Raw genomic sequence first — 17,459 nt, forward strand, 5'->3', positions numbered from 1 at the left:
CATGTCGGTGCGCGCCTCTGGAATTGTCCGCTGGGGTGCCGCCATAATGCTGTGCCTTGGTGCAGGTATTGCACAGGCACAGGAGACCTGCGCCCCGGATCGTGTCGATCTTCGCGGCGATTGGGGGCAGGCGTCCTTCTCTGTTGAGATTGCCGATACTGTCGACAGCCGTTCAATGGGGCTGATGTACCGGGAGGACCTGCCTCGCGGGGCGGGGATGCTGTTTGTTTACGAGCACCCCCAAAGGGCGGCTTTTTGGATGAAGAACACGCTGATCCCCCTGGATATCATTTTCCTTGATGAAACCGGCATGGTGACGTCGGTGCATTCCAATGCCATTCCCCATGATTTGACCCCCATTCCAGGCGGCGACCGGGTGTTTGCGGTGCTGGAAATCAATGGTGGTTTGGCGCGCCGATATGGCATTGGGCCGGGCACCCAGATGCGGCACGAAGTTTTTTCTTCTAATGCGTCTGTTTGGCCCTGTTAGGGCTTTTCAAATCCGTTTCACACCGCTAGGAAAGCGCACGGTCCGGGGCGTGGCGCAGTCTGGTAGCGCACCTGTTTTGGGTACAGGGGGTCGTGAGTTCGAATCTCGCCGCCCCGACCACTTTCCACTTATAAAAATCCCAGCTCTGATCGGTTTGTCCCGGTCAGGGTGACGTCCTTTGGCGGTCAAGTCTAAGGCGAGCGTGCAAGCAGCCAGATTCGCTGAAAGGGCGATCAGGGGCCCAGGTCTCACTTAGATGTGATCGGGGCGATGGTTAGAATCGCGCAAAATGTGACCCCGAAATGTTGGTGGCTACCAAATCTTGTGTTAACCGATTATTAACCATGTGACGCGAACTGGCGCCACCTGCAGCTGGGTTTTGCCTAACTTGGCACAGGATTTCAGCAGATAGACTGTGCGCTTCGTGCAACGTGGCAGGTCGGCGCGAAGAGTCCGCTGCCATGTCTCGGAAGTGGGCCGCGGGCCGGTGTTAGTGGAGTCGCCGAGGAAGTGGTGAAGGGGCCGTGAGTAAGGTATTTGCGGCAAACCATTAGTGTTTCGCAAAAAAATACGAGGCTGCTAAAGTGGTGTTGGCAGCTCGGTCAGCCCGCGGGTGCAGTCGGTGAATCGATGAAGCGAACCACGGGCGTTTCCGATTTCACCGGTCAACCAAAAAAATGGTATCTAAGTGGTAAATTTTGCGTTGACCCTCACGGCGTGATTACGCCAAATTGTGGGTGCCGGTTGCTTCGCCACTAAATCTTGTATGTTCTTTGGGCGCTGCAACAAGACTAAACACTAGTAGAGATTCCAAGGACCGGGGCCGGTGTAGGGCTCCCTGGCACGCTTCTGACAGCAGTTGCCGCCTGTTTTCTGTGTTTCTTCATGGCAAGGCTGCGCCGCGACGTGGCCAACAAAAAGACGGGACAGAGCTAATGCGAAGGGGCAGAGCATGAAGATCGAACGGAAGTACACCAAATCTGGTCAGGACGCATATGCGGACCTCGATTTCATCTCGGCTACGTCCGAAATTCGAAATCCTGACGGGACCATTGTCTTCCGACTCGAAAACATCGAAGTTCCGGCTGAATGGAGCCAGGTTGCCAGCGATGTCATCGCCCAGAAATACTTTCGCAAAGCCGGTGTTCCGTCCCGCCTGAAGAAAGTCCGGGAAAAGGGCGTGCCAGAATTCCTGTGGCGGTCGGTCCCCGATGGAGATGATGTTGAATTCGTTGGCGAAACCTCTTCCAAACAGGTCTTTGACCGTCTTGCCGGTGGCTGGGCATACTGGGGCTGGAAAGGCGGCTATTTCTCGACCGAGGAAGACGCCCGCGCCTATTACGACGAAATGCGCTATATGCTGGCCTCTCAGCGCGCGGCGCCGAATTCGCCGCAGTGGTTCAACACCGGGCTTCACTGGGCTTATGGCATCGACGGCCCCGCGCAAGGCCACCACTACGTCGATTACAAGACCGGCAAGCTGACCAAATCCGACAGCGCCTATGAACATCCGCAGCCGCACGCCTGTTTCATCCAGTCCGTGTCCGACGATCTGGTAAACGACGGCGGCATCATGGATCTTTGGGTGCGCGAGGCGCGGCTGTTCAAATACGGCTCCGGCACCGGCACCAACTTCAGCCATCTGCGCGGCGAAGGCGAGCCTCTGTCCGGTGGTGGCAAATCTTCGGGCCTGATGGGCTTCCTCAAGATCGGTGACCGGGCAGCCGGCGCGATCAAATCCGGTGGCACCACCCGCCGCGCGGCCAAGATGGTCATCGTCGATGCGGATCACCCAGATATCGAGGATTTCATCCAGTGGAAGGTGATCGAAGAGCAGAAAGTTGCCTCGATCGTTGCTGGCTCGAAGATGCACGAGCAGATGCTGAACGGCATCTTTGCGGCGATCCGCGAATGGGACGGTCTGGAGGCAGACGCCTATGAGCCGAGCAAGAACGAGGGGCTGAAGAAAGCCATCCGCGAAGCGAAAAAGGTCGCGATCCCGGAGACTTATATCAAACGGGTTCTGGATTACGCCAAGCAGGGGCACACTTCGATCGAATTCCCGACCTATGACACCGATTGGGACAGCGATGCCTATTCCTCGGTTTCGGGTCAAAACTCCAACAACTCGATCCGCGTCACCAATGCTTTCCTGCACGCGGTTGAGAAAGATGCCGAGTGGGAGCTGATCAACCGTACCGATGGCCGCGTCGCCAAGACCGTCAAGGCGCGTGATCTGTGGGAGAAGGTCGGCCACGCCGCATGGGCCTGTGCCGATCCGGGTATCCAGTTCCATGACACAGTGAATGACTGGCACACCTGCCCCGAAGATGGCGAGATCCGCGGATCGAACCCGTGCTCGGAGTATATGTTCCTGGATGACACCGCCTGTAACCTGGCCTCGCTGAACCTCCTGACCTTCCTCAAGGACGGTGAGTTCCAGGCCGAGGACTACATGCATGCCTGCCGCCTGTGGACGTTGACGCTGGAAATCAGCGTGATGATGGCGCAGTTCCCGTCCAAGGAAATTGCGCAGCGGTCTTATGACTTCCGCACGCTGGGTCTGGGATATGCCAATATCGGCGGTCTCTTGATGAACATGGGCTATGGCTATGACAGCGACGAAGGCCGCGCGCTCTGCGGCACGCTCACTGCCATCATGACCGGCGTCGCCTATGCCACTTCGGCCGAAATCTCCTCCGAGCTGGGTCCGTTCCCCGGTTTTGAAAAGAACCGCGACCACATGCTGCGGGTGATGCGCAACCACCGCACCGCCGCGCAGGGGAAGACAACCGGCTATGAAGGGCTGGCGGTGCCGCCGGTGCCGCTGGATCTGAAAAACTGCCCCGATGCACGCCTGACCGATCTGGCCGCGGGCGCCTGGGATGAGGCGCTGGAACTGGGCGAGAAACACGGCTACCGCAACGCGCAGGCCACCGTGATTGCCCCGACCGGCACCATCGGCCTTGTGATGGATTGCGACACCACCGGGATCGAGCCCGACTTTGCCCTGGTGAAGTTCAAGAAACTGGCCGGTGGCGGCTATTTCAAGATTATCAACCGCTCGGTGCCTGCCGCGCTGGAAGGGCTCGGGTATACCTCGGCCCAGATCGAAGAAATCGTTGCTTATGCCGTCGGCCACGGCACCATCGGCAATGCGCCGGGGATCAACCATACCTCGCTGGCCGGTCACGGCTTTGGCCCCAACGAGCTGGCCAAGATCGACGCCGCACTGGAAAGCGCCTTTGATGTGCGTTTCGTGTTCAACCAGTGGACCCTTGGCGAAGAGTTCTGCACCGGTGTTCTGGGCATCCCGGCGACCAAGCTGAACGACCCGACCTTTGATCTGCTGCGTCACCTGGGCTTTACCAAGGCTGATATCGAGGCGACCAACGATCACGTCTGCGGCACCATGACCTTGGAGAACGCGCCGCACCTGAAGGAAGAGCACTATCACATCTTCGATTGCGCCAACCCCTGCGGCAAGAAGGGCAAGCGCTACCTGAGCGTTGACAGCCACATCCGCATGATGGCGGCGGCGCAAAGCTTTATCTCGGGCGCGATCTCCAAGACGATCAACATGCCCAACGATGCCACCATCGAAGACTGCCAGAAGGCCTATGAGTTGTCCTGGTCGCTGGGTGTGAAAGCAAACGCGCTCTATCGTGACGGGTCCAAGCTGAGCCAGCCGTTGGCGGCTGCGCTGGTCGAGGATGACGATGAGGCGGCGGAGATCCTGGAAAGCGGTAGCCAGCAGGAAAAGGCCGTCACCCTGGCCGAGAAGATCGTCGAAAAAGTGGTCATCAAGGAAGTGGTTAAATCGCACCGCACCAAGATGCCCCAGCGCCGCAAAGGCTATACCCAGAAGGCGGTTGTCGGCGGGCACAAGGTCTACCTGCGCACCGGCGAGTATGAAGACGGCAACCTTGGCGAGATCTTCATCGACATGCACAAGGAAGGTGCTGGCTTCCGGGCGATGATGAACAACTTTGCCATCGCCGTCTCTGTTGGCCTGCAATATGGCGTGCCGCTGGAAGAGTTCGTCGATGCCTTCACCTTCACCAAGTTCGAACCGGCGGGCATGGTGCAGGGCAACGACAGCATCAAGAACGCAACCTCGATCCTCGACTATGTCTTCCGCGAACTGGCGGTCAGCTACCTGGATCGCACCGACCTCGCGCACGTGAAACCCGAAGGCCCCGCATTCGATGATATCGGTCGCGGTGAGGAAGAGGGCGTCTCCAACGTCACCGAGCTGAGCGAAAGCGCCGCAACCCGCTCGCTGGAGGTGCTGAAGCAGATCTCCTCGACCGGGTACTTGCGCAAGCGTCTGCCGCAGGAACTTGTGGTGCTGAACGGCGGGCAGACCGTGCTGGACGGGATCGCGCCGCTTGGCACCGGTGCTGACCCGGTGACTGCGCTGCAAACACTGGTGCCGGAGGTGACTGAAAGCGCAACGGTGACGGAAACGGCTTCGGTTACGGTGACCGGCATGGACGCCCGCACCAAGGCCAAGATGCAGGGCTACGAGGGCGAGGCCTGCGGCGAATGCGGCAACTACACGCTGGTGCGCAACGGCACCTGCATGAAGTGCAACACCTGCGGCGCCACTTCGGGCTGCAGCTGAGACCAGATCGGGGGCGAGTGCGCTCGCCCTGGACGCCAAGAAGGCCCAGGCAAAAAAACGCGGGCGGTACACTAATGAGCCTGATTGGCGAAACTCGCCCCCTCCGTATCGGAGGGGGCTTTTTCCTGTGGGGTATCCGTTTCCCCGTTCTGCCGCTTGGCCTTGGCGCGGCTCTTTGCTAGGCCAAGAGTGCAGTCCACCAAGCCCCGGAGAAACGCCATGCCTGCCATAAGTATCTGCATTCCGGCCTATGGCATGGGGGGCAAGGGTGCAGAGTATCTGGCTCAGTCGCTGGAGATCCTGACAAGGCAAAGCTTTCGCGATTTCGAGGTTGTCGTTTCGGACCAATCCGATGACACGGCGGTGGCCGATGTCTGCGCAGCTTTCTCGGATCGCCTGACCATACACCACATCTGGAACCACGATGCACCACGGCAGGCATCGGCCAATGTGAACAATGCCCTGGATCACGCATCCGGTGATATCGTCAAAGTGCTTTTTCAGGACGATTTCCTGAATGGAAGCGGTGCCTTGGGGGGTATTGTTGAAGCGATGGATGGGGGGGGCGACTGGCTGTTGTGTGGCTCGGGTATCAGCCGCAATAGCGGGTCGGTTGAACGCCCCATGGTGCCGCGACTGACTGAGAAGCTGCAGTTTGGCAAAAACACCGTCTCAAGCCCGTCGGTGCTGGCAATGCGGCGCAGCCGTATGCAGCGGTTTGATGAAAACCTGATCTGGCTGATGGATGTGGACCTCTACAAACGGCTGTGGGATGCGCTTGGCGATCCGGTGATCCTGCCGCAGACTCTGGTGGTGAACCGGATACACGAGGGGCAGGTCAGCGCCAGCGTCTCAAAATCGCTGCGCCAGAAAGAGCTGCGTTATGTCCGCCAGAAATTCGCCGCCTCCACATCCCTTTCAGGTTATCTTGAATACCTGCGCCAAAGGATCAAGGCTCTCTAGAGTTTCGGGCCAGCAGTTGGTGCAGACGCCCGGTATCCTTTTTGAAATCCTGTGTTTCGTGGGAGTTCATCTGGAAATGCTGCAAAACCTCACGGTCGTACAGGTTGTGCCTTCCTGTCAAAATGCAAAACAATTTGATGGCACGCTCGAACGCATGCCCGGACGGGCGACTGTTTCCCATCGCAAGGCCAAGCGGCGTAAACCAACGCACGAAATCGGACAGCGTATCGCGGCGCATAGCCACGTTGTTTGTGGCAGGCCAGTTCTTGTCGGTTGCTGAGGCCATGTGGCTGCGCAGGATCGGTTTGATGTCAAACCCATACACCTTCTTCACGGCCTCACGCAGGGGCGCGTAACCCATGTTGTCACGGATAAAATTCCGATCTGCCATGGGGACAGGGCTATATCCCAGCACCGCGTCTGGATCGGTTTGAAGCTGGGACAGCGTGGTGCTGGAGAAACTTTCGCTTACGGTTACATCGTATTGAATCAGCGCAACAAATTCCGTCAGGGGGACAGCGTTATTGATGCAGGCGTACCAAGACGTGAAGTCTACGAGGAATTTGTAATCCTCAATATTGTCAGCCTGTTCCCGGGCAATGATGACGCGATCCATGGCGCGAACCTTATCTACCGGCCCTTTGCCTACGAACATATAGGTGACAGGGCACCCAATCGTTTGGAATTTGTTCTCAGCTTCATACTGCAGAAGAAGGTCCTGATCGTGGATGGTCACGATTGCGGATAATTGGGAGGGAGGTGTCATCGTATGCTCCAACAGGGCGCTGCTTTCTCCGCAGCGGACGCTCCCCTATATGGACCATTCGACAGCCCAACACTAGGTGCGAGCACCGGAATGCCTGAGACCCTCAGGTGCTCGCGCTGTGTCAACTGGGCAAATGGATGGGGAACCGCTCCCTTATGACCCGGTCCAGATCCGGGGGAAGGCGCGCCGGGCTTCGGCGTGACAGGATCTCCTCCTTCCGCTGCCGTGCCTTGTGCAACAGATCCGGCTTCCCTTTTTCCTCCCACTCCTTGGGGGAGGTGCGATCCCCAAGGGTTGGATAGACATGGTCGGCCTGCATCCGTGACAGGGTTTGCGCCGTTCCAAGATAGTGACCACTGCCACCAAGGCAAACCTCGGCGATTTGATCCAGCGCCAGGGTTTCATCTGTCACCTCGATCCCCCGCACGCAGCGCAGCGCCTGACCGATCAGATCATCGCCAAGGATCAGAGATTCGTGGCAGAACCCCAGCAGCGACGCGTGCATTCCGGCGGCCTCATAGACCATGTTGAGGCCGGAAAGGCCGGCCATGACGTTGGAGCACATCTGCTCCCATCCCGCCTGCATGTCCGGCAATTTTGCATCCGCGATCCCCGCCGCCGCGCCGCCGGGTAGGCCGTAGAACCGGTGCATCTGTGCACAGCCTGCCGTCAGCAACGCCTGTTCACCCGATCCGCCGGTCATAGCGCCGGTGCGCAAGTCCAGCCCAAATGGCCAGGTGCCAAAAATCGCAGGATGTCTGGGGCTTACGGCGTTGACGTAAACCAGCCCTGCCAGGCATTCAGCCACTGCCTGCACGATCGCGCCCGCGATGGTTGATGGCGCAGTGGCCCCGGCCATTCCCGCCGACAGCAGCAAGACAGGAACGCCATGGCGAATGCATTCCTCCATCACCAGACAGCTTTCAGTGGCGAATTTCATCGGCGGCACCACAAAGCAGTTGGAATTGGAGACAAAGGGGCGTTCGCGCCATTTCTCCTCGCCACCTGCGATCATGTGCAGCATCTCCACGGCGGGCGCGACAAAGCTCGCGTCGGTGAATGAGGTCCCGATGTGTTTGAAGGTTCCCGAACAGCAGGCGTAGATGGTGTTTAGGTCAAGTTCGCGGCTGTCGGTAATGTCCCGGGCCACCATGGGGCGCTGTACGAAATGGATATTGTCTAGTGCGTCGCAGATCCGGGCGGCGTCATGCAGGTCCTGCAAGGTGGACTCGCGATAGGCGTGGCCGTCGACGTCAACCATATGTACCGCTGCGCCCGCCGTTCCGTAGTGCACCCGGGTGCCGGAGAGGTTTAGGTCGGTCTGCCCGTCGCGGCTGAACAGGGTGACGGATCGGTTGGCGCGGGCCAGGGTATCTTCGACCAAGGCGCGGGGAAAGCGCAGGCGCCCGTCGCTGCCCAGCGTGCAGCCCGCAGCGGTCAGGTAATTAATTCCACTTTGTGGGGCGTCGGCAAGGCCGATCCGCTCCAGCGCGTCCAGCGCAGCGTGGTGGATTTTCTCCACATCGGCCTGTGACAGGGGCGAATAGGCGCCGCCGGACATACCGGGGCGGATGGGACGGAGGGCGCGGTCCAGCGGCGCGGCGCGCGCGGCGCGGCGGGCCGCACGCCCACCGCTGCGCAAATTGGTGCGGATTGTCGGACTAACAGTCATGAAAAATCCCTTGGATAGATAGGGTTACCTTCTTTTATTAAGCGGATAACCCGATCTTGGTCGACCGCGCGCTGCAAGACCCCGCGCGGCGCCGATGGTGCGCCAGACCAGACTGACCAAGCATTGCTCCTCCTGCATCCGTGCGCCCTCCTTTCACGGTTTCAGGATGGCAGCGCGACAAGGCAAAACTATCGTGTTTGCGACCGATGTGAAAAAAACGTCACCTATTTCACGAGCGCGCTCGGACGATGGAGGGTTGCGCGGGGACGCCGCGCAAGGGCTGGGGAATGTTCTGGAAATTTTGCGGTTCGAAAGTGGAGTGTTTTCAAGGTGTTATAACGAGGCGGTGATTTTGTGGGGGAATGGCCGCAGCACACGCGATACGGGAACCAAGTGTTAAGAGATTTTTGACAAGCTGGATCACGGGGATGCCGCGCCATCACTGGCGTAAAATACCGTACCGATACGGGTGCGAAAACAGGACCGAAACAATGTCAGGGGTTTTCCAGCTTCATAATCTCAGCAGCAGTGTCATCGGGGCGATGACCGGGCTTGCGCTGGCCATTCCCGCAGCGGCGGGGGACTGGTCCACCTCCTTTGTGGCACGCTCTCTGGGGCAGGCGGGATCCGGCGGTAATGGTGCATATCTCGCTCGGTCGGGGCTGCAGTCAAACGGGGCTGCCACGCTGCAGGCTGGGTTCGATCATGACTATGGTGAGCTTGTCCTCGGTGGCACGGTCCGGCAGGGCGGCGGTCTGGATATTACTGGCCTTGGCGGTCAGTCGGACAGTCAGCAGCTGCATCTGCGGGCCGGATATGATTTTGGCGATGCCCTTGGCTATGTCACGCTGGGCGAGGTTCAGCACGGTGCGTCCTCTGGTCTGGCGCCGAGCCAGGTCTTTGGTCTTGGGTTGCGGGTCTCGGTGAACCGAGTGTTGCAGATGACCGGCGAATTTCTGCACCATGATGTCGACTCGGCAAATGCGCTTGCGGGCCAGGGCGGCGAAATCCTTTCGGTGCGGGCCGCTTTCCGGTTCTGAAGGCGGCGCCGGGTCTGCAAAGGGTTGGCGAGACCATGGGCAGAAAGAGCCAGCATAGCATTGCGAAATGCTTGGCGGCGGAGCCGGAGCGTGCTAACAGCCATCCCATGACCCGAACCGCCGCGCCTATCTCCATTAGCTGCTGCATTACCTGCTGAATTTCACAGCGGGCTGGTTTCTGTCGTTCCCTTCCAACTGACAACTTGCTAAGCCCGCGCTGCGCCCCCGTGCGCCTGGCCTTGAGCCCTGCACGCCCGTGCCTGTCAAAGGAGCTGTCATGACGACGACCGATACAGTGACCCAACCGGTGATCAAACTGCACAACACGAAGACCCGCAAGAAAGAGGTCTTCACTCCGATCGATCCGGAAAACGTGCGGATGTATGTCTGTGGTCCCACTGTCTATGATCGGGCGCATCTGGGCAACGCACGGCCTGTCGTGGTGTTCGACGTGCTCTATCGGCTGCTGCGGCACGTCTATGGCGCGGATCACGTGACCTATGCGCGAAATTTCACCGACGTGGACGACAAGATCAACGCGCGCGCTGCCGAAAGTGGTCGTGCAATTGGTGAGATCACCGCCGAGACGACCCAGTGGTTCCTGGATGACATGGGTGCCCTTGGCGCGCTGGAGCCGAACCACATGCCGCGGGCAACGGAATATATTCCCCAGATGGTCGCAATGATCGAGGATCTGATCGCCAAGGGCCACGCCTATGCCGCCGAGGGGCATGTGCTTTTCGCCGTCGACAGCTGGCGCGAGGGCTACGGTAAACTGTCGGGCCGTTCGGTCGACGACATGATCGCGGGCGCCCGGGTGGAGGTCGCGCCCTACAAGAAGAACCCGATGGATTTCGTGCTGTGGAAACCGTCGAGCGATGATCTGCCCGGTTGGGACAGTCCCTGGGGCCGCGGGCGCCCCGGCTGGCATATCGAATGCTCGGCCATGTCCTATGAGATTTTAGGCGAGACCTTTGATATTCACGGCGGCGGCAACGATCTGATGTTCCCGCACCACGAAAACGAGATCGCGCAAAGCTGCTGCGCCCATCCTGAAGGCGAGTTCGCGCGCTACTGGCTGCACAATGAGATGCTGCAGGTCGAAGGCAAGAAGATGTCGAAATCGCTCGGCAATTTCTTCACCGTGCATGACCTGCTGGACCAGGGCATTCCGGGCGAGGTGATCCGGTTTGTCTTCCTGTCGACACACTATCGCAAACCGATGGACTGGACCGAGAAGAAGGCAAAGGAGGCTGAGGCGACGCTTTCAGATTTTAAGTCACTTGTCTTTGAAATTGAGGCGACGGTTGTTGACGATGGTGTTCTCGAAGCACTTGCAGATGACTTGAATACCTCGAAGGCTATCACGCGCTTACACGAGCTGAAGAAGACAGGGGACTATGGGCGCCTAAAAGCATCCCTCGCATTTATGGGGTTTGATCTCAGCACGATCGAGAGTTGGTGGGGCGGGGCCAAAGAGCGTGAGGCATTGCCTGGAGAAGAGCTTATTGGGGAGATTGTTCAAACTCGTCATAGAGCGAAGATGGATAAGGACTGGGCAACAGCAGACAGGCTACGTGATATTTTGACGAAGGCGGGTGTCATTCTTTACGACAGCAAAGACAAGCCAGCGAGATGGGAGGTTGGTCCCGATTTCGATGGAACCAAGCTGGAAGACATCTGAAACGAACCGCCCGGAGCATGTCACCGGGCAGCGCCCGACCCGCCCCCACGGGCGGGCGCTTTACGCCCACCCCGGGCCGGGCGCCGCCCGGTGAACACAACGAGGCAGGAATGAGCAAAGAACGTCTCTACCTTTACGACACCACGCTGCGCGATGGGCAGCAGACGCAGGGCGTGCAGTTCTCGACCGCGGAAAAGCAGCAGATCGCCGAGGCGCTGGATGATCTCGGTATCGACTACATCGAAGGTGGCTGGCCCGGTGCCAATCCGACCGACAGCGCCTTTTTCGAGGTGGCGCCGAAAACCCGCGCGCGGCTGGCGGCCTTTGGCATGACGAAACGGGCAGGGCGCTCGGCCGCGAATGACGATGTTCTGGCAGCAGTGATGAACGCGGGAACCGATACGGTCTGCCTCGTCGGAAAATCACACGATTACCACGTGACGGCCGCGCTCGGCATCACGCTGGAAGAGAACCTTGAGAATATCGGCGCCTCGGTGGCGCATATCGTGGCCGAGGGACGCGAGGCGCTGTTTGACGCCGAACATTTCTTTGATGGCTACAAGGACAATGCGGAGTATGCGCTGGCCGCCTGCCGTGCCGCCCTGGATGCGGGCGCGCGCTGGGTGGTTCTGTGCGACACCAACGGCGGCACAATGCCCGCCGAGGTCCATCGCATCGTGACCGAGGTGATCGCTGCAGGCATCCCCGGGGACCGTCTGGGCATCCATACGCATAACGACACCGAAAACGCAGTGGCCTGTTCGCTGGCGGCCGTGGATGCGGGCGTGCGGCAGGTGCAGGGCACGCTGAATGGGCTGGGCGAACGCTGTGGCAATGCCAATCTGACGACGCTGATCCCCTCGCTGCTGCTAAAGGAACCCTACGCCAGCCAGTTCGAGACCGGCGTCAGCCTTGAGGCGCTGACCAGCCTCACGCAACAAAGCCGGATGCTGGATGATATCCTCAACCGGGTGCCGATGAAGCAGGCGCCCTATGTTGGGGCCTCGGCCTTTGCGCATAAGGCGGGACTGCACGCCAGCGCGATCCTGAAGGATCCGTCGACCTATGAACATATCCAGCCTGAACTGGTGGGCAACGCGCGCATCATTCCCATGTCCAATCAGGCCGGCCAGTCGAACCTGCGCAAGCGGCTGACCGACGCCGGGCTGAACGTGGAAAAGGGCGATCCGGCGCTGGCGCGGATCCTTGACCGGATCAAGGCGCGCGAGGATGAAGGATACTCCTACGATACGGCGCAGGCCTCGTTTGAGCTGCTGGCGCGCGAGGAGCTGGGGCAACTGCCGACATTCTTCGAGGTGAAGCGCTACAAGGTCACGGTTGAGCGGCGCAAGAACAAGTACAACAAGATGGTGAGCCTCTCCGAGGCGGTCGTTGTCGTGAAGGTGGACGGCGAAAAACGCCTGTCGGTCAGCGAGTCCATGGATGAAACCGGCAGCGACCGCGGCCCGGTGAACGCGCTGGCGAAGGCGCTGGCCAAGGATCTGGGGCGTTACTCCGAGGTGATCGACGATATGCGTCTGGTGGACTTCAAGGTCCGCATCACTCAGGGCGGCACCGAAGCGGTGACGCGTGTGGTCATCGACAGCGCCGACAATCAGGGCCGCCGCTGGTCCACGGTGGGCGTTAGCCCGAACATCATCGACGCCTCTTTCGAGGCGCTGCTGGATGCGATCCGCTGGAAGCTGATCCGCGACTGCGCGCCGGAAGCATGATGGAAGCGCTGATCCGGGCGGCGGCTATCGGTCTGGCCATCACGGCGGTGCTGCCCTTTGCTTTGATCCTGTCGCAGAGGCCTGCAGATATGCTGCCTGCGGCGCCGGAAAAGGGGCTGGATTTCTCTGCGGTCTCTGCGGGGCCGGACATGCCAGAGCCGGAGACCGTTCCGATGCGGGATGGCTATCCGCTGCAGGTGCGCAGCTTCGACAACGGCGTCGGGCCGCTGGTGGTCATGGTGCATGGTTCCGGCTGGAATGGGCTGCAATATGCCACGCTTGCACCGCAGATTGCAGGACATGTTCTGGTGCCGGATCTGCGCGGGCACGGAGCCGCCCCCGGGCGGCGCGGCGATGTGGAGTATATTGGCCAGCTGGAGGATGACCTTGCGGACCTGATCGCAGCCCGCGTGCAACCGCGGCAGAAAGTTGTTCTGCTGGGGCATTCCTCGGGCGGCGGGCTGGTGGTGCGCTTTGCCGGGGGGCAACATGGGGGCATGCTGGACCGCGCCGTTCTTCTGGCGCCGTTCCTGAAGTATGACGCCCCGACAACCCGCAAGAATTCGGGCGGATGGGCGCAGCCGCTGACGCGCCGGATCATCGGGCTTTCGATGCTGAATGCCTTTGGGATCACGTGGTTCAATCACCTGACCGTGATCCAGTTCGCGATGCCGAAACAGGTTCTGGACGGACCGCTGGGGCATCTGGCGACGACGGAATATTCCTATCGGCTCAACACCTCATACGCACCGCGAAGCGACTATCTGGCGGACATTAGGGCTCTTCCGGAATTCTTTGTAATGGCAGGGGAAAAGGATGAAGCCTTTGTCGCGGAGGGCTATGAGCCACTGATGGCGCCAGTGACGCACCGGGGGAGCTATCGCATCATTCCGGGCGTCGGCCATCTTGGCATCGTCGATGCGCCGGAAACTGCAATGGCCGTGAAGGAGTTCCTAAATGGCATTTGACGACGATCTGAAAGGCTGCGCTGAGTTGGTCCGGCAGGGCGATCCGGACCGCTTCATGGCGACCATGGCGGCGCCCGTTGCAGCGCGTCCGCTTCTGTTCGCGCTTTATGCCTTCAATCTTGAACTCTCCCGGGCGCCCTGGGCCAGCCAGGAAAGCATGATCGCCGAGATGCGGGTGCAGTGGTGGCGGGATGTCGGCGCCGAAATCGCGGAAGCGAAGCCGGTACGCCGTCACTATGTGGCGACCCCGCTGGGGCGGCTGCTGCGGCCCGAACTGGCGAAAGAGATCGACGCCATGGCCGAGGCGCGGCGCTGGGACATTTATCGCGATCCGTTCGAGGACGAGGCGGCGTTCGATACCTATATCGATTCCACTTCGGGCAGCCTGTTGTGGATGGCGGCGGCCTCATTGGGGGATGCGGAGGAAGAAACCGTGCGCGCCTTTGGGCGCGGGATGGGCATTGCCAACTGGCTGCGCGCGATCCCCGAGCTGGAGAAACAAAAGCGCGTGCCGCTACTGGACGGCACACCAAAGGGCGTGCAACAGCTGGCGGAAAAGGGATACCAATACCTTGAGCAAGCGCGGCGGTCGCGTGGTAGCGTGTCGGGTGCAGCGGCCCCGGCGATGCTGGCGGGCTGGCAGGCGCGCAGCATTCTGAAACAGGCAATGCGCGATCCGGAGCGGGTGGCAGCAGGTGCGCTTGGCACCAGCGAATTCCGCCGTCGTAGCGGGTTGATGATGCGGGCCGCGCTGGGGCGCTGGTAGGCGGGCGCGTTTGAGGCGGTAGGTCTTTGTAATCGAACAAAAAAAGCCGCCCACTGGGCGGCTTTTGTGTTTTGGCTGAGCAGCCCGTCAGACCCGCTTGGGCCGCAGAGCGAGCCAGACCAGTGCGCCACCTGCCAGCACCAGGAAGGGGGCCATTGCCATGTTGACTGCGCTCCAGCCATCCACAGGCGAGCCGCCCGAGCAGTTCATCAGACCGCCCGAGGCGAGCGAAGCCATGGTGACACCGCCAAAGACCAGAAGGTCGTTCAGACCCTGCATCCGGCCACGTTCGTGCGGCTCATGCGCGCCTGCCAGCATGGTGGTCGCGCCGATAAAGCCGAAGTTCCAGCCGACACCAAGCAGGACAAGCGCGATGAAGAAGTTGCCGAGGTCGACGCCTTGCAGCGCCACGGCGCCCGCGCCGGCCAGAATGACCAGACCCGCGGCAACGATCTTTTCCACGCCGAAACGCGCGATCAGGTGACCGGTAAAGAAGGAGGGCACATACATCGCCAGCACGTGAGAGGTCACCACATCGGCGGCGTTGCCTTCGGTATAGCCGCAGCCGACCACGGCCAGCGGGGTCGAGGTCATCACGAGGTTCATCAGCGCGTAGGAAACCATTGCACAGATCACCGCCACCGCGATCACCGGGGTTTTCAGCAGCTCGATACGGCTGCGGCCCTTGGGGGCGTCATGGCTGGGGACCGGCGGTTTCGGGATGTTCAGGAACAGAAACAGCGCCGCGCCCACAACGTTGACCGCGATCACCGCCATATAGGTTCCGAAGAAGGGGATGACAAAGGCCTGGCTGGTCGCCTTGACCAGCTGTGGGCCGATGATGGCCGACAAAAGCCCGCCCGCCATCACATAGGAAATCGCCTTGGGACGGAACTCTTCGGACGCGGTATCGGCGGCGGCAAAGCGGTAGAAACCATGCGCGCTCATGTAGACACCGGTCAGAAGGCTGCCGAGTAGGAACACAGGGAATGAGCCGAGATAGAGACCATAGGCGCCAACGATGCCGCCGAGCGCTCCGAACAGCGCCCCGGTAAAGAAACCCGCGCGGCGGCCCCAGCGCTGCATGATCGCCGAAATCGGCGTGGCTGCCATCATCGACCCGGCGACGATCAGTGAGATCGGCAAGGTGGCGAAACAGGGGTTGGAGGCCAGCGACTGCCCCGCGAGGCCGCCAATGGTAAAGATCATCGGCATCTGAGCGCCGAGGAAAGCCTGCGCCATCACGAGAATGGCAACATTCTTCTTGGCGACTCTGTCGTCGGTGGGGGTGGTCATGGTCTGTGTCATGTGGGATGCGTAACCCTGAATGTGAGCGGGAACAAGACGCCAGGCGCGCCTCATCGGGCGTCCGTCGGCAGTTTTGTGAAAATTAACAGATGAAGGAAACGTGACGTGGCGTCACACACAGATACAGAGAGCCGTGTAGTCACGGATAACGGGGTTGGACGGATCATTCATAGCGATGCATGCGTTACCGAAGGCGCGGCATGGCTGGCGGCGCGGCACTCACGCTTTGCCGATGCATTGGCCCAGATCGAAACTTTGCCACTGCGGCGCCATCCTGATGGTTTTGCGGAGTTGTTGAATGCCATCGTGGGCCAGCAACTCAGCATTGCTTCGGCGGCCTCGATCTGGACCCGGATGTCCAATGCGGGGCTGACCGAACCGGATGCGGTCATCGCGGCCAGCGACGAGGAAATGCGCGCAGCCGGGCTTAGCCGTCAAAAGGTCCGCTATGCGCGGGCTTTGGCGGAGGCCTCTATTGATTTCAATGCCTTGCGGAGTAAACCGGATGCGGAAGTCGTGGCGATCCTGACCGAAGTTTCCGGCATCGGGGTCTGGACCGCGGAAATCTATGCAATGTTTGCGCTGGGGCGGGCGGATGTCTTCGCGCCCGGCGATCTGGCCTTGCAGGAAGGCGCGCGGCTGTTGTTCGATCTGCCGGAACGTCCCAAGGAACGCGCCTTGCGCAAAATGGCCGAAGACTGGTCGCCCTGGCGCGCGGTTGCGGCACGGGTGCTCTGGGCCTATTACCATGTGAAGAAGGACAGGGAAGGGATCCGATGACTCGTGTATTGACTGCTGGCCGCAAAGAGCCGCTTTCCGGCTCAACCCGCTCGGTTGTGGTGTTTCTGCATGGCTATGGCGCCAATGGAGCCGACCTGCTGGGGCTGGCCGATCCGCTGGCCGAGCACCTGCCGGACACGCTGTTCGTGGCGCCTGATGCGCCCGAAAACTGCGCCGGGGCGCCGATGGGCTATCAGTGGTTCCCGATCCCCTGGATCGATGGGTCCTCCGAAGAAGAAAGCATGCGCGGCATGCAGGCCGCCGTCGAGGATCTGAATGCCTTCCTCGACGCGCTGATGGTGGATGAGGACGTACTGCCCGAGCAGGTGGTGCTGTTCGGCTTCTCGCAAGGCACCATGATGAGCCTGCACGTGGCACCGCGCCGCGAGGATCCGGTGGCCGGGATCGTTGCCTTCTCTGGCCGCCTGCTGAGCCCAGACACCTTTAAGGACGAGGTGGTCAGCCGGATGCCGGTGCTGCTGGTGCATGGCGATGCGGATGACGTGGTGCCGGTGCAATCCCTGCCCGAAGCCGCCGAAGCCCTGCAGGAAGCCGGATTTCAGGACGTCTTTGCCCATATTCAGAAGGGTACCGGCCATGGCATTGCCCCCGACGGGCTGAGCGTCGCGCTCGCCTTCATGCGGGACAAGCTGAGCCTCTGA

13 protein-coding genes and 1 tRNA gene are annotated in these 17,459 nt (G+C 60.6%); 11 read left to right on the forward strand and 3 right to left on the reverse strand.

The window, feature by feature from the left end; all coding sequences use genetic code 11:
* Window position 1: 1 nt before the first annotated feature.
* The 4 genes from SM765_RS02525 (at window position 2) to SM765_RS02540 (ending at window position 6,080) form a co-directional block, all read left to right on the forward strand.
* Window positions 2-490, forward strand: a complete 489-nt coding sequence (locus SM765_RS02525) for a DUF192 domain-containing protein (RefSeq protein ID WP_425537288.1) — start codon at window positions 2-4, stop codon at window positions 488-490.
* Between the two features lie 43 nt (window positions 491-533).
* Window positions 534-610, forward strand: a tRNA-Pro gene (locus SM765_RS02530).
* Between the two features lie 832 nt (window positions 611-1,442).
* The gene (locus SM765_RS02535) at window positions 1,443-5,117 is read left to right on the forward strand and encodes a vitamin B12-dependent ribonucleotide reductase (RefSeq protein ID WP_274836986.1); all 3,675 of its coding nucleotides are present in this window, start codon (window positions 1,443-1,445) and stop codon (window positions 5,115-5,117) included.
* Between the two features lie 219 nt (window positions 5,118-5,336).
* Complete coding sequence (locus SM765_RS02540; protein WP_274836987.1) at window positions 5,337-6,080, forward strand: glycosyltransferase family 2 protein; 744 nt, start codon at window positions 5,337-5,339, stop codon at window positions 6,078-6,080.
* Here the strand turns inward: SM765_RS02540 and SM765_RS02545 are convergent.
* A complete protein-coding gene (locus SM765_RS02545; protein WP_133245344.1) occupies window positions 6,067-6,846 on the reverse strand; it encodes a hypothetical protein in 780 nt (259 codons plus the stop codon). The genes SM765_RS02540 and SM765_RS02545 overlap by 14 nt on opposite strands.
* 121 nt (window positions 6,847-6,967) lie before the next feature.
* On the reverse strand, window positions 6,968-8,518 hold the full coding sequence (locus tag SM765_RS02550) for a trimethylamine methyltransferase family protein (RefSeq protein ID WP_274836988.1): 1,551 nt from the start codon (window positions 8,516-8,518) through the stop codon (window positions 6,968-6,970).
* A 491-nt stretch (window positions 8,519-9,009) separates the two neighbouring features.
* Between SM765_RS02550 and SM765_RS02555 the strand changes: the two genes are divergently transcribed.
* The 5 genes from SM765_RS02555 (at window position 9,010) to SM765_RS02575 (ending at window position 14,709) form a co-directional block, all read left to right on the forward strand.
* Entirely contained in the window at window positions 9,010-9,558 is a 549-nt protein-coding gene (locus SM765_RS02555; RefSeq protein ID WP_274836989.1) for a hypothetical protein, read from the forward strand.
* A gap of 277 nt (window positions 9,559-9,835) precedes the next feature.
* Window positions 9,836-11,242 carry a cysteine--tRNA ligase gene (gene cysS, locus SM765_RS02560; RefSeq protein WP_274836991.1) on the forward strand — a complete coding sequence of 469 codons (1,407 nt, stop codon included), beginning with the start codon at window positions 9,836-9,838 and terminating at the stop codon, window positions 11,240-11,242.
* 110 nt (window positions 11,243-11,352) lie between these two features.
* Window positions 11,353-12,975, forward strand: coding sequence for a citramalate synthase (gene cimA, locus SM765_RS02565; RefSeq protein WP_274836992.1), 1,623 nt, complete (start codon window positions 11,353-11,355; stop codon window positions 12,973-12,975).
* The gene (locus tag SM765_RS02570) at window positions 12,975-13,943 is read left to right on the forward strand and encodes an alpha/beta hydrolase (protein ID WP_274834012.1); all 969 of its coding nucleotides are present in this window, start codon (window positions 12,975-12,977) and stop codon (window positions 13,941-13,943) included. The genes cimA and SM765_RS02570 overlap by 1 nt, the downstream gene beginning before the upstream one ends.
* A complete protein-coding gene (locus SM765_RS02575) occupies window positions 13,933-14,709 on the forward strand; it encodes a squalene/phytoene synthase family protein (protein WP_274836995.1) in 777 nt (258 codons plus the stop codon). Before SM765_RS02570 ends, SM765_RS02575 begins: the two co-directional genes overlap by 11 nt.
* An 87-nt stretch (window positions 14,710-14,796) precedes the next feature.
* Here SM765_RS02575 and SM765_RS02580 read toward each other — a convergent pair whose 3' ends face one another.
* Window positions 14,797-16,017, reverse strand: coding sequence for an MFS transporter (locus SM765_RS02580; protein WP_274828046.1), 1,221 nt, complete (start codon window positions 16,015-16,017; stop codon window positions 14,797-14,799).
* 105 nt (window positions 16,018-16,122) lie between these two features.
* Here SM765_RS02580 and SM765_RS02585 point away from each other — a divergent pair, with 105 nt between their 5' ends.
* Entirely contained in the window at window positions 16,123-16,797 is a 675-nt protein-coding gene (locus SM765_RS02585) for a DNA-3-methyladenine glycosylase family protein (RefSeq protein WP_368981405.1), read from the forward strand.
* Window positions 16,794-17,459 (forward strand): alpha/beta hydrolase, encoded by a 666-nt coding sequence (locus SM765_RS02590; protein ID WP_065270179.1) that lies wholly within the window; start codon window positions 16,794-16,796, stop codon window positions 17,457-17,459. The genes SM765_RS02585 and SM765_RS02590 overlap by 4 nt, the downstream gene beginning before the upstream one ends.

Source organism: Pseudophaeobacter sp. 1A09344 (genome assembly GCF_041008745.1).
In the GTDB taxonomy this organism is placed as follows: domain Bacteria; phylum Pseudomonadota; class Alphaproteobacteria; order Rhodobacterales; family Rhodobacteraceae; genus Phycobacter; species Phycobacter gallaeciensis_A.

Coding starts and splice junctions, on each gene's coding strand:
- SM765_RS02525 (WP_425537288.1), top strand. CDS start 2: ATGTCGGTGCGCGCCTCTGGAATTGTCCGCTGGGGTGCCGCCATAATG.
- SM765_RS02535 (WP_274836986.1), top strand. CDS start 1,443: ATGAAGATCGAACGGAAGTACACCAAATCTGGTCAGGACGCATATGCG.
- SM765_RS02540 (WP_274836987.1), top strand. CDS start 5,337: ATGCCTGCCATAAGTATCTGCATTCCGGCCTATGGCATGGGGGGCAAG.
- SM765_RS02545 (WP_133245344.1), bottom strand. CDS start 6,846: ATGACACCTCCCTCCCAATTATCCGCAATCGTGACCATCCACGATCAG.
- SM765_RS02550 (WP_274836988.1), bottom strand. CDS start 8,518: ATGACTGTTAGTCCGACAATCCGCACCAATTTGCGCAGCGGTGGGCGT.
- SM765_RS02555 (WP_274836989.1), top strand. CDS start 9,010: ATGTCAGGGGTTTTCCAGCTTCATAATCTCAGCAGCAGTGTCATCGGG.
- cysS (WP_274836991.1), top strand. CDS start 9,836: ATGACGACGACCGATACAGTGACCCAACCGGTGATCAAACTGCACAAC.
- cimA (WP_274836992.1), top strand. CDS start 11,353: ATGAGCAAAGAACGTCTCTACCTTTACGACACCACGCTGCGCGATGGG.
- SM765_RS02570 (WP_274834012.1), top strand. CDS start 12,975: ATGGAAGCGCTGATCCGGGCGGCGGCTATCGGTCTGGCCATCACGGCG.
- SM765_RS02575 (WP_274836995.1), top strand. CDS start 13,933: ATGGCATTTGACGACGATCTGAAAGGCTGCGCTGAGTTGGTCCGGCAG.
- SM765_RS02580 (WP_274828046.1), bottom strand. CDS start 16,017: ATGACACAGACCATGACCACCCCCACCGACGACAGAGTCGCCAAGAAG.
- SM765_RS02590 (WP_065270179.1), top strand. CDS start 16,794: ATGACTCGTGTATTGACTGCTGGCCGCAAAGAGCCGCTTTCCGGCTCA.